Raw genomic sequence first — 21627 nt, forward strand, 5'->3', positions numbered from 1 at the left:
AACAGTGCTCAACAACATTGAATCCAGTTTTGCAAATTGCCGATCAATTCCTTATTATCTTTAAAGTTAATTCTCGAGGTTTAAGGGCTCTATGGAAAAAAACTATCTGTTTCAGTACTTTGTGGGGGACATTCCACGGAGCACGAAATTTCTATTCAGTCGGCTCGAAACATTGTGGCAGCATTAAGCCCTGATAAATATAAGATTTCGGTGGTATATATTGATCAAAATGGAAAATGGTATCTTATTGACAATAAAGAAAATTTTTTAACTCAAGGGCCTCAGGATTTAGTTTCTGCTGAGAAGGCTGTCCCTATTACTATTGCGTTGGGAGAACAAATAAGACCTTGGCGAGCGCTTAATGGTGAAAAGCATCTTTATGAACTGGACTGTGTCTTCCCTGTGATTCATGGAACTCAAGGTGAAGACGGGGCCCTCCAGGGGTTACTGGAACTTTCGAACCTGCCCTACGTGGGTGCTGATGTTCAATGTTCTGCCATTTGTATTGAAAAAGATATTACTAAGAGCTTACTAAGAGCGGCGAAGGTACCAGTAGTCGACTGGCACACTTTGTGGCCTTTTGACCGGCTGAAAGGAGTTTATGAACGTCTGATTGATCAATGGGAAACCACTGAGCTTTTCGTGAAAGCTGTGAGCTTGGGTTCTTCCGTAGCTATTTTTCCTGTCAAAAGTGCAATAGAATTTCAAAAAAGAGCTGAGAATATTTTTTGTTATGATGATCGGCTTATTGTTGAACCTAGAATTCGCGGAAGGGAAATCGAATGTGCTGTATTGGGAAATGAACACCCAAAAGCTTCGTTGCCAGCCGAAATCATATCCAACCATGATTTTTATTCTTACGAGGCAAAATATCTTGATCCTAATGGTGCGACTACCACGACCAGTGTGAATCTTTCAGAAGAAATAATTGAAAAAATCCAACAGATAGCTATTGATGCTTTCAAGACTGTTCGTTGTTCCGGAATGGCGCGGATAGATTTTTTTGTGACTCCCCAAAATCAGATAATGGTAAATGAAATAAATACGATTCCAGGATTTACCAATATTAGTATGTATCCAAAAATGTGGGAAGCGACAGGTTTATCCTATTCAGCATTATTAGATCTGTTAATTGAATTGGCGCTGGAGCGCCATCAAAATCAGCAAAAATTAATTCGTCGTTATCCAATTAACAAACAGTGACAGAAACAATTAGAATCCAATGTTTGTTCGGCCTGGATAGTTTAGAAACTCTAATCCAGAGGGAATCCCAAAACAGAGTATTAATTGATGAGTTCGTTTGTCCACTTAAAAGTTCATAGCGAATATTCAATCGTTGATAGTGTGATACGCGTGGATCAACTTTTGCAACGCATTGTGGATTTAAAAATGCCAGCGGTTGCTTTAACCGATGAAGTTAATCTTTTTGCACTCATTAAATTTTATCGTGAGGCACTAAACAAAGGGGTAAAGCCCATTATTGGAGCCGAATTAATATTAGCTGAAGGTGAAGAATTATTCCGTTTTTCGGTCCTCTGTAAAAACCAAATTGGTTTTCGTCATCTTATTCAATTATTATCTCGAGCTTATGTTGAAGGACGTCAACGTGAGCATGCCCTCATTCGATGGGAATGGTTAATGGAAGCAAAAAAAGGTTTAATTATTTTATCAGGAGGACAGCAAGGAGACGTAGGCCAAGCATTGTTGCAGAATCGAAATGTTCTAGCAGAAGAACGTTTAGCACGATGGTTAAAGTATTTTCCCGATCGATTTTATCTGGAATTACAGCGAACCCAACGTGATCAAGAAGAGGAATATATCCATTCCGCTGTTACATTAGCTTTGGCTTACGACGTTCCCGTGGTAGCGACCAATGATGTCCGCTTTTTACATCAAAAAGATTTTGAAGCACATGAAGCTCGGGTTTGTATCCACAAGGGATATTTATTAGATGATCCCAGTCGTCCTCGCCGTTATAGTAATCAACAATATTTGAAAAGTACGGAGGAAATGAAAATACTATTTTTTGACATCCCTGAAGCGTTAGAAAATACCTTGGAAATTGCTAAACGCTGCAATGTTCAAGTTTCTTTAGGTGAAGTTTTTTTACCTAAATTTCCTGTTCCAGATAATCGAACTGAAGAAGATTTTTTCCATGAACAAGCAAAACGCGGTTTAGAAGAGCGCCTGGGTAAATCAAAAATAAACAACATTTATGAAGAACGATTAGAAAGAGAAATCGATGTTATTACAAAAATGGGATTTGCAGGCTATTTTTTAATCGTCGCCGATTTTGTTACCTGGGCTAAAAAAAGTGATATTCCAGTTGGTCCCGGTCGTGGTTCAGGAGCGGGATCTTTAGTAGCCTATTCGTTAGGTATCACGGAATTGGATCCTTTAGAACATGAATTGTTATTCGAACGGTTTTTAAATTTAGAGCGCGTTTCTATGCCCGATTTCGATATTGATTTTTGTATGGAAGGGCGAGATCGCGTTATTGATTATGTAGCAGAATGTTATGGTCATGACGCTGTAGCACAAATTATTACTTATGGCACCATGGCTGCGCGTGCAGTTTTACGCGATGTAGGGCGCGTACTTGGATTACCCTATGGATATGTCGATAAAATTGCGAAACTTGTTCCTTTTGAACTGGGAATGACATTAAAAAAAGCCATAGATCAAGAGGAAATATTAGCAAAACGTTACGCAGAAGACGACGAAATCAAAAATCTTATTGATCTTGCGATGAAATTAGAAGGACTCGCGCGTAATGCGGGGAAACATGCAGGAGGTGTAGTAATTGCACCCACTAAATTAACAGATTTTGTACCTCTTTATTCAGAACCTAATTCAGAACCTAATAATGATCATGTAATTACCCAATTTGATAAAGATGATGTAGAAGCAGCCGGTCTTATCAAATTCGATTTTCTGGGATTGCGTACGTTGACTATTATCAAATGGGCAGTGCAAAGTGTGAATGCGAAACGAAAAACGCAAAATGAACCTTTGCTGGACATTAGTACTATTCCACTAGACGATAAAAAGACTTATGAACTTTTAAAAAGTTGTGCGACTACCGCGGTATTTCAATTAGAATCACGAGGCATGAAGGATTTAATTCGTCGTCTACAACCTGATAATTTTGCTGATATCATGGCATTAGTAGCCTTATTTCGTCCAGGGCCTTTGCAATCGGGAATGGTAGATAAGTTTATCGCTTGTAAACATGGTGAACAAAGTGTCCATTATCTTCATCCTGATTTAGAGCCTGTTTTAAGATCGACTTACGGGGTTATTCTTTATCAAGAGCAAGTCATGCAAATTGCTCAAGTGTTGGCAGGTTACTCGTTGGGAGCTGCTGATGTTTTGCGTCATGCGATGGGTAAGAAAAAATCTGAAGAAATGGCTAAACAACGCGAAGTTTTCATAAAGGGTTCCACCTCCCGTGGATTAAAGGCTGATTTAGCGAACCAAATTTTCGATTTAATAGAGAAATTTTCGAGTTACGGATTTAATAAATCTCATTCAGCGGCTTATGCTCTGATTGCGTATCAAACAGCTTGGTTGAAAGCTCTCTACCCTGCTGAGTTTATGGCAGCAGTTTTGTCTTCGGATATGGATAATACCGATAAAGTTGTTGGTTTTATTAATGAATGTCGCGATATAGGGTTAGAATTATTACCGCCATCTATTAATCGCGGACAATATTCTTTTACAGTCAACGTCAATGGCCAAATTGAATACGGTTTAGGGGCTATTAAAGGGGTTGGTGAAGCTGCTGTTTTGCACATTGTGGCTTGCCGCGAAGAAGAAGGCGAATTCAAAGGGCTTTTTGACTTTTGTCATCGAGTGGATTTGCGAAAAGTTAATCGGCGTGTATTGGAACCTTTAATTAAGTCAGGTGCAATGGATGTTTTTGGGGTTCCGCGTGCCTCTTTGATGAAATCCTTAAATAAGGCGCTTCAATCAGCTGAGCAAAAAAATCGTAATGCCCAAGTGGGCCAAAATGATTTATTTGGTAATGAGCCGGATGCAAAACAGGAAAAAAATTATGAGAATACGTCCGAATGGAATGATAACGAGCGGTTGCGGGGGAAAAGGAAACCTTGGGTCTCTACGTAACTGGTCATCCCTTACAAGCTTGTGAGAAGGAAATTAAAACCATAGGGGCCGTTCCCATTAGCCAGTTAGTTGCTTCGGAAAAAAACTCGGTGGTGATTGCTGGTATGGTATTGGCGATACGCAATTTAATAACCCGCAGCGGCAAGCGGATGGCCATTCTTAAGCTTGAAGATTGTACCGGAGTCATAGAAGTCACTTTGTTTAGCGAGCTTTATCAGCAGGTAGCATGGGATTTAGATAAAAACACCATTTTGATTGTTCGTGGGACGGTAGGAAAAGATGACTTTACAGGCGGATTGAAAATTGTGGCTGACCTTATTTACACGCTGGATAAAATGCGAAAACAGGCCAAACGACTGTTAATTCGAGTTACAGCAAAGGAAGAAGTCGATCGATTGCTCACGGAGCTGCCTCTGTTGGTTAATGGCAATCTGAAAGGACAATGCCCTATCGCCATTGCTTACCAAGGCGAAACTGCATCAGCTGAATTAATGTTGGGTGAAACCTGGAAGGTTAAGCCTAGCGAAGAGCTTTTGAGTCAACTCAGCCAATTGTGTGGCAAAGAAAAAGTGGAACTTGAATATTAGATTACTCCGTCTAATTAAATCGTGGTTGAAGTATTAAAGATGAGGATAAGAGGTGGTTTTGTATGATAAAATCTAGCTATGAATCAATTCGCACGGGCAGATAGCGCCCCTTTTTTCCTAACCTTGTGTTATGGGGGTTGAGCTTTCTCTTCATCAAAGAGGCTGTGAGTGTAATACCACCTTCTCTTTTTGTCGTCTTGCGATTAACCATTGCTTAATTTTGTTACCTTTTTATCCTTACTTATCAAAAAAGATGTTATTCACAATGATAAAGTGGACAAGTAGTACTTGGCTTTTTTCAAAGCGTCACTTGTGTTTTCCAATCCATAGGATTAGAAACAGTCAGTTCAGCAAATTATACATTTTTGATAGCCTTTGGTGTAGTTGTGGTACCTTTTCTCACATTATTGTTCCTTAGAAACAAACTACAATGGTTTGACTTTTCGTCTGCATTATTGCATTATTATGCCTGCTGGTAAGAATTTTTATTCTAACAGGTGCCGATGTATTTACATCGGTTAGTGGAGATTTTTAGACGCTCGCTTGTGCCTATTATTGGGCCTGTTTATTACGCCTGTCATATTGTGGCATTACAAGCTTTCTCTAAAAAATTAAAGCCAGAAGATACCACTTTAGATTTAAATTATCAAATTGCCTTTTCGTTGTTTTTGCCTCTTCTGACTTCTTCGTATAAAAATACAGGGGCAATTTTTTCATGGTCTGTTGTTATATCCATTCTATTTTGCTCAATTTTTGCTACCTGTCTTGTATTTTATTTGCAATTGCGGTATCAGCGATATGTGTCTGTGGGCAAAGCAGCATTAATTTATAATTTTGAACCTGTTTTTGATAGGGTTTTCAGCTATCTTCCCAATAGAGAAAAAATTTATTTGAATAATATTAGAAGCCTTTTGATTTTAATCAGCTTTCTATTGTTTGAATTAATCTCCTTTAAAAAACCGCAAACCAGTAGCAATATTGATGATTAATTTAGTAATTAAGTCATTATGAACGCTTTTTTCAATAAGTTAACTGATTCGGTTAACCGTTTATCCGGAGAGCGCATTGTTGGGAGTTTTAAGACCGCGTTAGCTTGTTTGATCGGTGTACTTATCGGAGAAATATTCCATTTGGCAATGCCGCAATGGATTTTGATTACCATCGTGGTAGTCATGGCCACGAATATTCGTATTGGCGGAGCAATAAGAAAATCTTATTTTCGACTATTAGGAACAATTATAGGCGCGTTTTTAGCAGGTGTAGCTTTATTTTTCATAGGAGATCACCCTAACATCATTCATTTTCTATTAATTTTATTGATAGGAGTTTTTGCTTATTTGGCTTCCAGTTCGACAGACATAGCTCAATTTGGTTTACTGGGTGCCACGACGATGGTGATGATATTGGATACCCGAGCGCCTACATTAAAAACAGCTGTTGACCGGACCTTAGAAATTTTCCTTGGAATTTTGATTGCTATCGTTGTTAGCCGCTTTGTTTTTCCTCGGCACGCCAAAAAGCTCCTTCGTGTAAGCATTACCAATACCTTACAGCAATTCCAGGCACTTTTTGAATTCTTTGTTACTAAAGAATTGACCTTCGATTTTTTAAAAGAGCAAGAAAAAATGGAAAACAATATGATTAGTGAGATTTTAAAGCAGAGCACGTTATTGCAAGAGGCAATAAATGAAGATCCTCGAGTAAAAAAGAAACGCTTTATTTACCAAGCTATTTTTTTGATCGAAAGAAAATTATTGAGAAGCATCTATATGCTTCTCCAAACTATTCTAGCGGAGTCGGCACAAATCCGAAGTTTCTTTCAGAATAAGGAGCTTTCTGAGCTTCATCGCCGAATATTAGATTTATTTGATTTTTTAAGTGCCCTCTCGTCGAAACAAACACCCAAAATTACTTTGCTTCCTAAAGAAGAAATTTATGCGGTAATTGATAAAGTAATACGGCTTCTCTTTCAATCTACAGGGGTGGCTTATCGAATTATTAATGTTCATGCTTTTGAATTTTGTTTAGAGCATTTAATCGGAGTACTATATGAACTGGAAAAATGGCTGCGTAAGCTCGACTCTAAGGAGCATTTACCAGAGCATTAAAAATTCCACAACGCTAAGTAAGACGACATATACGTATTTTAATTGTGATCTTGGCAATTTTATACTTAATTTTGAACCAAAATATCCCGCTAAAGCGCTTGGAATTACAGCGATTCCAAGCAAGGATAAATTGACAAATCCAACGAGGTCTCCTGAAAGACCAACCTTGAATAATCCTATTATCATTAACAAAATAGCAGATACTGCCGAAAATATACTGCTTGTTAAAGTGGTACATCCAATAGCTCTTTTAAGATCTAATCCGCATTTATGTAGGTAAGGAACTGTAAATACCGCAATTTCGAGCAAAAACTATAATAAACCTATAATAGTAGATAGAATTCGATTTTTAAAAGAGGATAGTGACCAAACGTGTTTGTCCCATTCTTGATGGTAGGAGCCCTAGCCAAAAAGCAACAAGCATTACCACTGCCACAAATAAGCGCTTTAATAAAGTACTGGGGATTATCTTTAACAAAACAACTGCTAAAAGAATGTCTATTAATAAACCGGGTGCGATTTTTTTAAAAGCAAAAAAGTCAATGTATTGATTTCGCCATTGGACTCGAGTAGTGGGTATTCCAGACAGAGCCGCTTACGGCAGCGGTGGTTGCGATAGCTATTTGCATTTTATAATTGTGAGCAAGAACACAAAATGATCTAACACATAATAGAAGCCTGGCATCAGAATTAAGCTGGACTCACCACCAAAAAGATCATATGTGAGACCTGCTCCTAGACCTACTATAATACAAAAAATTGTCAATAAAGTGATATTGATTAGCTAAATGATCTACGCTTAATTAAAATCCAAAATAACAGCCTCTCTAGGTAACTTAAAGTTACCTAGGATTTTGCAACTTATAGTGGAGAGCCAACTTTAAAAGAAGCCAATAGAATAAAGCCGCTTTAGGTATTTTTCAACGAGGAAAGCGGCGTAGATTCGAGAACTAAAAAGAGGCTTAGTGGATTAGTGGATACGATTTTGGTCTTCTAAGATTCTCTCGATAGCTTCTCCATTTAGTCCTGTATCTTTTGACTGTCTTGTATAATGTCGCCTAAGGAAAGGATTCCTGTCAGTCTTTTTTGGTCATTATACTAGCGATGGATTTGTTTTTCTTCCATATGCTTTATAGCTTCATCCAAATCATCGCTTTCAAAGCAATATTCGATGCCTTGACTCATCACATCGCGCATAGAGGTCTGATCGGGATTTTTTCCTTTTGCATTCCTTTTGCAATGGAATGTACAACAATATCTCTCTATCAGCGATGGTGCCAATTAAATGATCATTTTCTCCTACCGGAATAAAGTTGCAATCTAATTCCGCCATTTTTTTAGCCGCTTCCTTTATGCTACTGGTAGGGGATAGATAAGCTGGTTTCTTAGACATAACTTCCTTAACTTACTATAGTTTTCCTGCTAGTAAATGTTACTCATTAATCAAAATCAAAATATAGCATACCTAACCAGGTAAATTTTAAATGTAATTAAATATTTATAATTATAAGAACGATCCCTTGTTTGTTTCAAAATTAATCTGGATACTATTGGATAAATTACCCAAGTGGGTATCCGCTAAAATTAAGAAGCCAGTCATGATTAATGTACTTTTAATTGAAGATCACGTGATGGTTCGTCAGAATATTCCTTTGATATTGGATGGTATTAAAGGTATATCCGTTGTTGGTGAAGTTAGCACCGGTGAAGAAGGGCTAAAGCTAATACGCGAAAACGAGCCAGATATTGTGATCTTGGATTTTTAATTGCCGGATACAAAAATGACATTGGTCTTATTCGTTTAGCTGCTCAGTATAGCTTAGTTTCTATTGACAAGGCTTAATTTTTTTGATTTTCTGGATAGAAGGGAGTGGGTGTAATGATATTTACGAAAGCAAAATTTTGGAAAAAGCCATTAGGGCCTTGTATCGGAAATTATCTTAGCACAATTAGCTAATAGATATTCTTACTTTAGTAATTGATCTTTAGTAATTGGTGCTGTTTTGTTAAATAAATTTTTTGAATTATTAACAGCGAGTTTTTTCTGCAAGCGGGATGCATCAAAGGCTGCTTTTGGTTAGTCATAACATATTAGCTTGTTTTCAAGAACTTTTATTATTTGTAAATCTTTACGCATGGATATTGGCCCCCTTAATAGCTCTTCTCTTTTTTGTTACTGCCATATCATTAATTTTATGATTTTTTTTAGTTAGCACCATGATAATATTTCTTTTTTATTATTTTTTAGCGCATGGGGTGTTCTTGGCACATGGTTATTTGAATATCTTTTTCCTTTTCTCTATAAGGTGTGTATTTTATTAGCGACGTTACTTGATCATGCTTTATTCAATCGAAAAAAACATTCAGGATTTTTGGGATATAAGGTATTTCAAAATGATCAACTTTGTGCGAATCTTTTTCTTATTTTTTTATCGGGCATTTTACTTTGGTATGTTAATTACTTATCTAACAACCTGATTAGTTTTCCAATTTTGTGGGTTTGGAAACCGCGGTTGGGTTTATTATTCTCACCTTGGCTAGTTTATTTCTCGATAATCGGCGCTTTGCTCATCAAGAGCGAAGTTCTGGAATCGTTTTTCGTCGTAATCATCCTTTTTAAGCACGGCTCTTAGATTTTCCCTGGCTCGATTTATTGAGTATTATCATTGGTGCAATATTAGTGTTTCAGGTGTTTGAAGATAAATTTTTGCATTGGTTTAGCATAACGGGCTACGGCAGTTAGTGGATATCTATGCAGAATACAGTCATACCCCTAGATGGCTTCTTAAATTTCATTGTCCTTTATTGGAAACAAAGCAGACATTATGATGCCTGTAGAAGAAGAGAAATTTTTGAATAGTCGTTTAAATGCATCAAAAGCAAGCAAGGATAATTCTTGAAATACTTTAGTTTGGAAACTCTTTGACATCCAGAGCGGAATGAACTCCATGATTGGGTTTGCCTTTTGGATGATAGTGGTCAAGGCCGTTCGTGAAGATCAAAAAAGCAATGAAGAAATTTATAGAATGATTCATGCTTGTAATGAAGAGATCTGGAGATTTGATGGTACTTCTTCTTGCATGGAGACGTGACTGACGGTCCTAAAAAAAGAAGCCATACTACTTTAGAAGTAAAAGGATTCGGAAAAGTATCAACAAACCTAGAAAGCTCAACAAGTTATTAAAGATTCAGATCCCTTATTTGTCCTGATAAAAAATTAGATCAAGAAAATAAAGAATATATAAAAATTTTGAATCAGGAAATTAAAAAATTAGAAACAGACTTAATGAAGCCTCTTGGTCCTGTAAAACGCACAAGAATAGGAAAAAAAGAGTCCATGCTACGAAAAAAGCTTTGGTTGAAGAATTACAAGGCCATTCTTACAACACATTTTTTTCGAAAAACCACTGTTCTATCTACGAACACAGGTCAGGAACGTTATGAGCATGTATCAATAAAGATTGATCATTGTAAATATGGAATAAATTTTTTTATCGAGATCCTGGATGGAAGCGTGGAGTGGGCTTTTTGGTTCAAATACTTAACTGTCTTGAAAATCCCGGTGAGGCTCGTTTATAGAAAATATAAATACAAATACAAATATAATGATTAATGATTGTCGAATTCTGGATGGAAGGTTTTAGTAAACGACTTTTACAACAGCAGAAAGCAGTGTCGGACCATTTTAAAAAAATTCCAACAGTTTCTGCATGAGGCATAAAATCTCTCTTATCTCTTGCAAGAAAGTTAATATTCATTTGTGAAATCATCAGTCTACGTTTTTTTTAAGTAAAGGCTGAAAGGCTGTACTTATATTGAGGAATATCATAATTACCAAAAACAGAAGTGCTATTATCAATCCGGAAAGGCGGTTTGAGAAAGAAAAATATGAGAAGTTTGATGATGGTTGGGATAGTAACGCAGAAGACAAATCGCTGCCCCCATTAGAAACGACGCTCTTTAAAGATAACGCCAAAACGGTTATTACCTGTTATTACCTGTAACGATTCTCTGGATATTGGTTTTGAACAATCGATTAATCTGTATCGGGGTTGTGAGCATGGCTGTATTTATTGTTACGTGAGACCGAGTCATGCTTATATGAACATGTCGGCAGGACTCGATTTCGAAACGAAAATCTTTTATAGAGTTAACGTGGTACAATTACTTGGAAAAAAATTAATAAGACCAGTTATATCTGTAAATCTCTTCTTATATTAGGCGCTAATACCGATCCTTATCAGCTAGTAGAGAAAAACTTAAAAGTAACTCGTAGTATTTTAGAAGTCTTGAATACCCATAATCACCCAGTAAATATATATTATTACCAAAAATTCAATGATTGAGCGGAATATCGATCTTTTAACGGACATGGCAAAATGGCGATTAACAACAGTAGCGATAAGTGTTACTTCATTTTCTAATGAATTAAAAGAAATATTAGAACCTCAGAGCCTCCACAGCTAAAGCGCGATTACGAGCCGTTTCGAATTTAACAACAGCAGGTATTCCAGTTCGCGTGATAGCAGTGCCGATGATACCTATGATTAATAATAAGGAATTAGAGAATATCTTAAAAGCAGCAAGTGAAGCGGGAGTAAAGCATGCGAACTATACTCTGGTTCGTCTGCCATATGAAGTTAAAGATTTATTTATGGATTAAAGAGCAGAACATTTCCCAAACGATCCGAGCATGTTATGAATATTATCCGTCAAGTGCACGGTGGTAAAGAATATGATTTCATCTTTAGGATTTATTGATGCGGGGGTCATCAGGGAATATTTGCAAATTTATTCGAAAAGCGTTTTTATTTATAGCTTGTAAATACTTTAAGCTTAATATACAACCCATCCTCCGCCGCGTTAGATAATATACTAAGAGTCTAAAAAAAGAACCCTCGACTATGCAGTTAGAGACCTTTTGCGATTAGGTAAGATGGATTAGCGCCCGTAGGCGCGTAATCCATCCTACGCTAGAGTTTATGATGTTATGTGGAAAAAAACGGTTGTCTAACTGGGTAATATATGGTGTTGTAATTATTCAGTACAGCACATCGGAGAATTAATAATGCCTAATACAATTAAACGCTTATATCGTTCCCGTACCAACCGTAAGATTGCTGGAATGGTGGGGGAATTTCAACGTTGATCCAATAATCTGCGGCTGCTCTTTATTTTAGTGATTTTATTTTTGGTAGGCTTTGCGATTATTGCTTATATTTTGATGTGGATCATCGTGTCAGAGGGCACCCAACAGAGCAAAGCAGAAAAATAATTGAAAATGAGGCTGAAGATAAAAGCGAGACTAAAAATAAGGAATAAGACCAGAGATGATGCGCTGGAAAGACAAACAACCCATTTATAAACAGCTTCAAGAGAAAATTATTGAAGCGATTATAGATGGAATCTATGCTGACGGGGAAGTGATTCCATCGATTAGAAAAATCATCAACGGAATATCAAATCAATCCCCTCGAAGTCAGTGAAGCGCTAACACTCTTAGACAATAATAATCTTTTAACTGAAGAGGTTAAAAGGATTATCCATACTAATCCCGTGGTTCCTTTCTTTATTAGATCTCAAAAAAGCTAGATTTGAGCCAAATCATATTCTTGCTGGAGATGATTGGGAAAAAGTATGTTAGTAAATTGTGTAACATAAAAAAATTCCAAAGACTGGAGTTATTTTTGAGTAGAGTTCTGCTTCGGAATTGAATATCCTGCGAACTTCTTGTCCATACCAAAGGAAATCGGAGCCCTCTCGATCCTTTCCCTTTTGAGAATAGCGAAGTTAGAGATACGCAGTTCCAAAATACTATGTAGCATTAATTAGAGATTGAAGGTGGTTGTTCCGATTTCCTGCTAAGATCAGAGAGGATCAAACTGATTTTCGGATTGTTCAACTCTTATTATTGGGGACTAAAAGAAAAAATGCTATTATTTAGCAAGTTTTAATAGAATTCAAAAATGACTAAATCGAGAACTGCGGAATCGTCCCGAGAGAAGGAAACCTGTCCTACCTTAAATCAAAAGCACTTTTAGGCAAAAAGTCTATCTACCGATTTGCTTTTTGCTTTTTCCTTATTGCGAGGAAAATTAAAAGAGACAAAATAAGGGTTTCGAAGCTAATACCTTTTAAAGGTTTTGACATTTGGAATCCTTACGAAGTTTTGTGGTTAAACCTTAAAGGGAAGCCCGTAGTAGAGCAATTGCACGATTTGATATTGCTTGTTGATCGAGCAATATTATTGAATCTAAATCTTTTAAACTTTATTTAAATTCATTAAACAGGGAATTACGAAAACTGTTTAGGGACTAGTGGTTGTTACTCTTTCAGAGCCAAAATCAATTTGTGGTATTGAAATAGAAGGATTTTGTTGAGAAAGTTTAAATGCACTCGATATAGAATGCGACACTTATCATGTTATGCCTAACTATTTGCCAGGCGATCTAAAAACGACAGTGAAAGAATCCCTTTATTCGGATTTGTTAAAGTCCAATTGATTGATAATTGGACAACCTGACTGTAGTTCTGTAGAAATAATTTATAAAGGCCCAAAGATTGATAAAACTGTATTATTAAAATATATCGTATTTTTTAGAAATCATAATGAATTTCATGAGCGATGTGTGGAACGGCTATTTATCGATATTTTAACCAATTGCCATCAAAAAAATTAACGGTTCAGGGGCAATATACACGAAGAGGAGGATTAGATATCAATCCTATCCGAAGTACTGAGGAAATCACACCAACCTATAATTTAAGAATGCTTCGGCAATAACTTTTGAGATTATTGTTTAGGATTTTGAAAAAGTTTAAAAAATCTAGGCATTATTAAATTTCTTGATAGAATAGTAATTCTAAGGATTTAGAGATGTGTTATGGAAAATCTATCCTCATAAAAGCCTATTTCTGAGAAAAAATGACTATCCCATTTAATAAAAATTTAAAAGTCGATGTACTATTATTGGAGTTAGTATTTGGGGCTTACAGCCGCTCTTCAGTTAATGGAGGCAAGAAATAAATTAGATTTTATTGAGATAGGTCAAATTATAAATGGAACTACTGCTTTCTCCATAGAAAATCTCTATATTCTACCGAAACATTATTTTCAAGCTATTAATAAAAAGTTTGATAAATAAAAAAATAGATTATCATTTTAATCGTCGGTCATCTTATTTATACAGATCTGATAAAGATAAAATTAAATTTCTGGAAGATGAAGTCGAAATTTTACAAAAATTAAAGTATCTATTTACTTTATAAATTCATTGACTCTTCAATAATTTAGTTTTAAAATTCGAAAATCTTATAAAATCAATCTCGTTTTAACATCTTACAATTTTAATAGAAATCGATAATTTTTTGCATAAAAAAATTGTACTATATTTCAAAATTTTTGAATAAAGATTTCTTCTTATCGTAGCTATGTTATAGCAGTTCGGTTAAAAGATATAAAACTTCCCGAGAGATATTGTTAGAGAATTGATGACCATCATTAAATTTCTTCAACTCATATCGTTAAACATTTAGATGTATAACTTTTATTAGTTTTTAGAATCCAGCATAAAATCAGGAAAGGACCTGATATAATAGAAAATTATACTAAAATAGAAAGATTTTTAAGAAAACATTTTGGAATTAGTGAAATTACATATAGATGGTCTGCGCAAAATTATCAACCTGCTGATGATATTCCTTATATTAGACAAGAAAATCGGTTTACAAAAAAATTTATATAGCGACCGAATATTTTTCTAACGGGTTGATATATGGCAGTTTAGAGAAGATAATTTTGATCGACAGAATATTAAATCGTCATAACGATTTGATTAAAATTTAAAATTCTACCAGATATGTGCCAATAAAGTATGACAATTTATTTATCAAATAAAATAACAATTTTTTATAATATTTGAATGATCTTCTAAATTTTATTAAATAATAATATAAAGATATTAGGGCTGATGAATAAAAAATTTTAGAAATAGATCAAAAAATAAGATGTTTCTCATAATGTCAATAATCAATTACATATATTTTCTGCTATTTAAAAACATATAAAATGTATTTATTGTTAATTGAAATAAATCTGAAAAAACATGAGATTATTCTTGTCACGATATCCGATTTTTTCAAGAAGAGAAAATTATTTAAGGTCTAGATCTGATCGATTTAAGAAATAAAAATTTATAATAAAAACAGGAATTTTTAAATTCTATTTATTTCTTTAGAATTTTTTTAATAAGAGAAAATTTATAAAGATTCTCAAAAATCATGATTTCATACAATAGATTTTGGAATTCCAACCACACTGTATACACTGATTAACGAATTTAATTTTTATAAAGTTATTTTCATTAAAATTTTAAACACTAAATTAATTTAATTATTTCGATTTACAGATTAATGTTAAAGATCGATTAGAAAATCGATTGGACGAAGTGATTGGATCCACTTTCGTCCTCAATTTTTGCATAGCGAATTCGGTTGATGATTTTTAATCATCTAGTCACTTATACACCATCTACAGTAAATAAATAATCCACAGACTATAATCAAATTATGTTAGTATCAGAAATTATTTCTAATAAGATCAAAAAATCTAGTGCTGAACGAAATAAAATAAAAAAACTTTAGGAAAAAATTTATGCCTGATATCATTGGAGAACTATTTAAAAAAAGTAATATCATTGGTGAGCTCTATATAAGAAACATTAAAATATAATTCTACCATTTTTTACTGCATGGAGACATATGGGAATATTAAAAAATAAATGCAATCATATAAAGAATAGGCTCAAAATGTTCAGAAAATTATTTCACCAATAATTTCAAGTATTTTTTTAAAAATATTTTATTTAGAGGATCTACCATCTATTTAGAATCAAATATTTTTTCTTCTCCAAAAACTTCGAATAACTCCACATTTTATTTATTCAGAAGGTAGTACGTTAAGATTTATATTTTCTCTTTAAAAAAATATATTTTCCGATACAATACAATAAAATTATATACATATCTAAAAATATGTATATTATAAAAATGTAGATTCAATAATTCAAATACGATCAGAAAATTTCTGTTGCAATATTGTATCAAATCTTAAAATAAAAAGTCTTAGTCACATCACATTTATTTGTAAAGATATAAATAAAATAGTTAATTTTTTAAATTTTCAACTCCAAACAAATTTATTCTATTGGAGATAAAACCTTTTAAATATTTAGAGAAAATTTTTTATATTTCTAGAATTTGGATAGAAATGATGGAAGGAGATCCTATTTAAAAGAACTATAATCATTTATATTTTTCAGTAGATGTATTTGATCTAAAGAAATTTGAAAAAAATAAAAAACTGGACTATCTATTTTACTAAGTCGTAAGAGTATAAAATCTGAAGAAAAATATTTTTTACGATTATCATAACCATTTCTTTGAATTATATGCAGGATCTAGATGAGCGATTAGGTTTTTTATATGAAATATCGAGATCAATTTTTCCTCATTATCAATCTCGTTTCCATTTTTAAAATATATGGGTTGTTTCAATTCTCAAAAGGACTAATCATTAAGTCTCGTGTAATGTTATAGTTATGAAATAGTAATCTAGTAACTTTTTGCACTAAGTTAGTGTGATATAAATTTTTCATGTATAAAATAGATAAAAATTAAGATTTTTTATATACTAATTTTTTTAAAACTGTTTTTCTTATGGAAATAATTATTATCGGCGTTGTATTTCAATTATCAATTTTACCGTAGATTAAAGCAAAAATCGAGAATTTTTTTGGTCAGGTCTATTTAAACCTAGAGAGAAATTATGTAGAAAAGAATCAATTATAAAAATTTTTACCAGACGCCGTTGATATTATGTTGGTCCTTGAGAGATATTTTTAAAAAGTATATTTAGAAAAATCTTTGATAGAATTTATAAAAATTAGAGCTTAAAAAATTAATCGTTGTTCTTACTTTTGGTATGCACAAAAAATCTTATAAAAAAGAGAATTAGAGACTTTATTATATGAAATTTTATCTTTTAAGGAATTTCCACTATTTACAGATAGAGAACGTGCTACCCTTGATTGAATTGGAAAGGTTAATCTTTTATCTGAATCCCATGCTTCAGATAATGTTTATAATAAAATTTTTATTCTTTTAATGAACATGAAATTATTGAGTTAACGATGGCAATTATTACGATAAGTAGATGGAACTATTTAGCTATTAGTTTTAAAAATCTAATTAAATAAAGGAATATATGAAGACTGATAGCGAATTACAATATTGAAGTTCCATAGAGCTTGTTATTAACTTGGAAAACAAAAAAATCTCTTCAGAGAAATTTCTTAAAAAAATTAATTACATAGGATTGCTCGATAAAAAAATTAATGCCGTTGCCGTTGGTGATTTCGAACGGGCGCGTATAGCATATAAAGCAATAGATAAAGCAATTGAAAACAATGAACGATTATCTTTATTAGGTCTTCTAATAATAGTTAAAGAATCTTTTAATGTTGTTGGGTTGCCTACTACGTAGGATAATCCGGTTTTTAAAAGTTGTTCTTCTCCCGAAGATGCTTTGGTTATTAGTCGTCCTAAAAAAGCAAGAACTATTGTGTTTGGTAAAATGAATGTGCCTTTCATGTTACAAGACTGGAAAACCTATAACTTCATTTATTGAACGAATAACAATCTGGAGTGAAGTGCAATCGACTTCATTTTAGGATTAAAGGTTTTAGTTGGACTGGATAAATGATGGGATAGCAAAGGCTACCAAATGAATTTGCCGTCTTCTCGACATAACTGTATTCAAGATTTTTGTATACTTGTCATCAATAATTATCCGTTTTGTCCAAAAGCTACAGTTATTAATAAATCATTATCAATAAATTAATTGATAATTTTGTAGAATATTTTTTAAATTAGGTGTGAAAATTTCTGATAAAACAGACATGCCTGATCTTGCAGAAATTATCCGAATTTATCTTAGATTATTTGCTGCTTTCATTGGTGCTAATATTCCAATGTAACATCTCTCTTTTTGGATTCCCGTCAACTGTGGTGCCCTTTGATTCCAAAGAAAATGGATTACTGGTTGGTATCAAAATATTGACGATTATTTAGAAGATTTTATATTTAGAAAATTTTGTCACTATAACGGAAATTTTATTTTTATAGGCTAAAGTTATAATTCTCTGAAAAGAAGAGATCGCTTTTATCGGAAAATTAAATGATGAATTATAGACAGTCTGCCAATCAATTATTGAAGCGTTTGAGGAAGCTGCTTCGAAATTATCAATCATACCGGATAATCTAATTGAAACTATTGTGAAAAAAATTAACGTTCCAGAAAATTATGTCAATAGAGAGAATCTATTTCATGTAAGCACGAATATATAGTGGAAGAAAACATTTACCAAGGAATATTCAAAATATCAACAAAGAAGTCATTTGGAAAAAATGGGTTGATTTAAATAGTTGCATCAATAAGATACTAATCTGGAATATTGCGATATAAAGTGTAGTTTTGATTCAGGAAATTAATTTGTTTTAAAGCTAAAATACGGTTCAAAGTGCGTTTGTAGTTATTTTAAGTTATTCCCAATACTAAATTCACAGATTATTTTAAATTTTTTGATGCAGTTGTATATAATTCGAATGAGTTTAAATAAATTCCTGAGGGAGTTAATATTATCAATACAATAAACTATCAAGGACCCGCTTGCTTTTTTATAGATAAAGTTAGTAGCTAAAAATTTATCTAATACGAAAGAAAATAGATAATTTAGTTAAATATGAAAGGTTAAAGAATGCCTAGTATATCATTTCTCTTCAACATAACTAAAGAAAATTCATTATTTTTACTAAAGTTTTATTAAAAATGTGATTGATCCTTATAGAATATTATATTCTCAGTTTTTTATTTTATAGATTTTATTATGGTATGAAGAAAGGAACCAACATCCATAAAATATTTCTTCGTTACAAACGAGACTGTATAAAATAACATTATTAAATTCATTAAAAAAATTAGTATTACTAAATCTCTTTAAATAGAATGAGTATTATAAAGATACTTAAGCTAAGTCAGTTACCATCATCACAAAAGGAAAGATTTTGATAAAAAATTAGTTTTAATTTTCGAAGATATTGATAAAGAATTTTTTGGAACTATCAAAAAATCTGACTAACAATCACTAATTAATATTTTAAATTAACTTATAATTAATTCTGAGAATCACAATGAATAAAAATTCTAAAACATTAAATATAGTTTAGTTAATAACTAAAAATAGATTATATAAAATTTCTTATCTATTATTAGGATAGATGAATCCTATTAATATTTTTTAATTAAAATCCTGACTAATTCCGTTGATCTAGAAACTCAAAGACTTTTTTATTAAAGAAATCGAAAACCAAAATTAATTTTTAAATTTAATATTTTCTTCAGAATTGTCGTTTGGATTTCTTCATAAATAGGTTTTTTAATTAATCAATAATTTATCTTTATGGCAATAAAAGGTGATATTAAGTCTTATGTTAAAAAAATTTATTAAAAAATTATTCGTTCGAAGAATATAGAAAAAAGATTTCTATTAAATATTTTTATTTATTTATAAATATTATTATTATAAATCAACTTCAACTTCGTTGTCATGTTAAATGGTACACTGATTTAAAAAAATTTATAGAAAATTATTTTTTAGAAAATCTTTTAAAAGAGGAGAGTTTTCAGTTAATTATTAATATTTATTGGAATTATACTGATTTAGATTTTTTATGGAATCCTGAACAGAAAAAAATGTCTCTCTTTAGATACAGATAGAAATTATAAAATATTTCTACTTATTATGAAATTCGAAAGTATGCCTTTTGATAAGTTTTATATTTCTTCCGGAATATATAATTTTTTGTTATAGAATTTCATATCTGTATCTAATATTGACTTTTCTATTAGTTAAAAAAATTAAAAACTAAAAACTAAAAACAGAGAAATATCAATAGGGTAGGAAAATTTCCTTATCATCTAGTTAAAAATGCTTAATCTTTAAAGGAATTTATTAATTATTATATAAAATCATAAAGGAATTATTTTATAAAATCAGATTAATTCTCTAAAAGAAAATTTAGATAAAAATTTAATTGAAGAAAATAGAATAAATCGAAATAAAGGAATTAAAAATTTATTTCAAGATATTCGAAATTCTAGTATTGAGTTTATCAATAATTCAAACGAAGAAAAATTAAGTGTTTCTGTTTTTTATTATTTAATTAATTATATTCAGGATAATTTAGAAACTTATAAACTAAAATTTTTAGATAATGATGTCAATTTGTCTTGTACTAATTTTGAATCGACTACCACTGCTTTGAATAGGATAGTTTATCTAAAAAAATAAATATAAATTAGATATTTATATATCGGATAGTTAACTTGAATCATACATTAATAGTGTTTCTAATCTTATCTATAAACACCTTCTAGAAATAATATCGGAAATTAATTTTTTTATTGATTCTTATCAAGAATTAGTTGACTTGAAAATCGTTGAAAAAAATTATATTATTTCATTTTTTATTGATAAAAATTTGTAAAATTAATTTTTATCTAACTATGTCATTTTATTTTGGAGAAAAAATAGATAAAAGATTTTCTAAATTAATAGGAATAATTTTTCTGAAAAAATATTAAAAAATTAAAAAATCTTTTATCAGGAATTTCAAATAATAGAAGGCTTTAAAATAAACAGAGAGGAAAGGAATCATTCAATTTAAGAAATAATTTAAAAAAATCGATTTTTATTTAAATTATAAAAGAAATCGATATTTTTAAAAATATGTATGATAATATTTTAAAAAATTTTATATTAATAATTTTTGAAATAGAACAACATAAATTATATCATTTTACTAATCTTTCTAAGTTAAAGGAAAGATATCGAAATTCAATAAAAAGTAGTTCATATGGGAATGCCTGTAAGCATGTATTTTCGATTGGTATAAATGATATAAAGGGACTAATCCTGTATGTGAAAGATAAGTTGTTAATAATAGAAAGAAAAATGGAGGAAAAGAAGTTTTATTTTTTGATCTATGTAATACATTGAGAGTAATTATTTTTTGAAAAATATTTCAATAAAGATTTAAGTGATATTAGAAATAGATTAATAAAATTCGGATCATTTTCTGATAAGAATTTAGAATCGATAGGATAAAAAAATTAATAATTTTTTATAAAATATTTCTACTTTTAATGCGGCATATATTTTTAATAGATAAAAATAATCTGGCTCTATAGTACTCACATTTATAGGTGTTCATTTTATAATTTTTTAACGATTTTCGTCGTACCGAAACGTAGATAAATAATATCATTATCCAGATTCTTTTGCTGAGAAATTTTGGTCACTCTTTTTGTAATTATAACTTTCATTTTATGAGATATAGCTAGATTTCTTGGTATTTTCCACATTTTTATTGTAATATCTTCCAAAATTTAATTTTAAGGAAATTTGATTTTAAAAAAGTTATTTAGAATAATATATATTAGGATTTATTATGAGATGTAGTCAAATCTTTTTCTAATTTTAATTATAAAGAAAAATTTTCTTCTATAAGAAAATATAAAATGTCCTCATTGTAAAAATGAGATACTACACCATGTTACAATAATAAATAGATTAACAAATCCTAATTTAATTTTTATGGAAGGTGTAAAATTATATTCTAAATAATAGAGACTATTATTTAACTATTTTTTTAAAGTGACTTAAGGCTTCTGTCGTAATACCCAG

Annotated in this window: 14 protein-coding genes and 2 pseudogenes; 14 read left to right on the forward strand and 2 right to left on the reverse strand. The window is 31.6% G+C overall.

The window, feature by feature from the left end; genetic code table 11:
* The first annotated feature begins 147 nt into the window (after window positions 1-147).
* The 4 genes and pseudogenes from MRH55_RS04460 (at window position 148) to MRH55_RS04475 (ending at window position 6823) form a co-directional block, all read left to right on the forward strand.
* Window positions 148-1203: a D-alanine--D-alanine ligase family protein gene (locus MRH55_RS04460; protein WP_304986128.1), complete on the forward strand. Its 1056-nt coding sequence runs from the start codon at window positions 148-150 to the stop codon at window positions 1201-1203.
* An 84-nt stretch (window positions 1204-1287) separates the two neighbouring features.
* Window positions 1288-4715 (forward strand): annotated as a pseudogene (dnaE, locus tag MRH55_RS04465) (DNA polymerase III subunit alpha).
* Between the two features lie 503 nt (window positions 4716-5218).
* Complete coding sequence (locus MRH55_RS04470) at window positions 5219-5704, forward strand: EamA family transporter (RefSeq protein ID WP_304986129.1); 486 nt, start codon at window positions 5219-5221, stop codon at window positions 5702-5704.
* An 18-nt stretch (window positions 5705-5722) separates the two neighbouring features.
* A complete protein-coding gene (locus MRH55_RS04475; protein ID WP_304985079.1) occupies window positions 5723-6823 on the forward strand; it encodes an FUSC family protein in 1101 nt (366 codons plus the stop codon).
* Here MRH55_RS04475 and MRH55_RS04480 read toward each other — a convergent pair.
* Entirely contained in the window at window positions 6809-7132 is a 324-nt protein-coding gene (locus MRH55_RS04480) for a TSUP family transporter (protein ID WP_304985080.1), read from the reverse strand. The genes MRH55_RS04475 and MRH55_RS04480 overlap by 15 nt on opposite strands.
* Window positions 7133-7979: 847 nt before the next feature.
* A complete protein-coding gene (locus MRH55_RS04485) occupies window positions 7980-8216 on the reverse strand; it encodes a CBS domain-containing protein (protein WP_304985081.1) in 237 nt (78 codons plus the stop codon).
* A 205-nt stretch (window positions 8217-8421) separates the two neighbouring features.
* Here MRH55_RS04485 and MRH55_RS04490 point away from each other — a divergent pair.
* The 10 genes and pseudogenes from MRH55_RS04490 to MRH55_RS07790 all read left to right on the forward strand — a co-directional run.
* A pseudogene (locus MRH55_RS04490) lies at window positions 8422-8586 on the forward strand (response regulator); the annotation flags it as partial.
* Window positions 8587-9771: 1185 nt separating this feature from the next.
* On the forward strand, window positions 9772-9915 hold the full coding sequence (locus MRH55_RS04495) for a hypothetical protein (RefSeq protein ID WP_304985082.1): 144 nt from the start codon (window positions 9772-9774) through the stop codon (window positions 9913-9915).
* A gap of 1246 nt (window positions 9916-11161) precedes the next feature.
* Window positions 11162-11290, forward strand: coding sequence for a hypothetical protein (locus MRH55_RS04500; protein ID WP_304985083.1), 129 nt, complete (start codon window positions 11162-11164; stop codon window positions 11288-11290).
* 61 nt (window positions 11291-11351) lie between these two features.
* Entirely contained in the window at window positions 11352-11486 is a 135-nt protein-coding gene (locus MRH55_RS04505) for a hypothetical protein (RefSeq protein ID WP_304985084.1), read from the forward strand.
* A 667-nt stretch (window positions 11487-12153) separates the two neighbouring features.
* A complete protein-coding gene (locus MRH55_RS04510; RefSeq protein ID WP_304985085.1) occupies window positions 12154-12309 on the forward strand; it encodes a GntR family transcriptional regulator in 156 nt (51 codons plus the stop codon).
* Between the two features lie 641 nt (window positions 12310-12950).
* Window positions 12951-13100, forward strand: a complete 150-nt coding sequence (locus MRH55_RS04515) for a tunnelling fold family protein (protein WP_304986130.1) — start codon at window positions 12951-12953, stop codon at window positions 13098-13100.
* The gene (locus tag MRH55_RS04520; protein WP_304986131.1) at window positions 13070-13141 is read left to right on the forward strand and encodes a hypothetical protein; all 72 of its coding nucleotides are present in this window, start codon (window positions 13070-13072) and stop codon (window positions 13139-13141) included. The genes MRH55_RS04515 and MRH55_RS04520 overlap by 31 nt, the downstream gene beginning before the upstream one ends.
* Before the next feature lie 185 nt (window positions 13142-13326).
* Complete coding sequence (locus tag MRH55_RS04525; RefSeq protein WP_304985086.1) at window positions 13327-13503, forward strand: hypothetical protein; 177 nt, start codon at window positions 13327-13329, stop codon at window positions 13501-13503.
* A complete protein-coding gene (locus tag MRH55_RS04530; RefSeq protein ID WP_304986203.1) occupies window positions 13449-13607 on the forward strand; it encodes a hypothetical protein in 159 nt (52 codons plus the stop codon). The genes MRH55_RS04525 and MRH55_RS04530 overlap by 55 nt, the downstream gene beginning before the upstream one ends.
* 3591 nt (window positions 13608-17198) lie before the next feature.
* Window positions 17199-17366, forward strand: coding sequence for an amidase family protein (locus MRH55_RS07790; protein WP_369421529.1), 168 nt, complete (start codon window positions 17199-17201; stop codon window positions 17364-17366).
* Window positions 17367-21627: the final 4261 nt, after the last annotated feature.

This window comes from Coxiella-like endosymbiont, from assembly GCF_030643785.1.
Taxonomy (GTDB): domain Bacteria; phylum Pseudomonadota; class Gammaproteobacteria; order Coxiellales; family Coxiellaceae; genus Coxiella.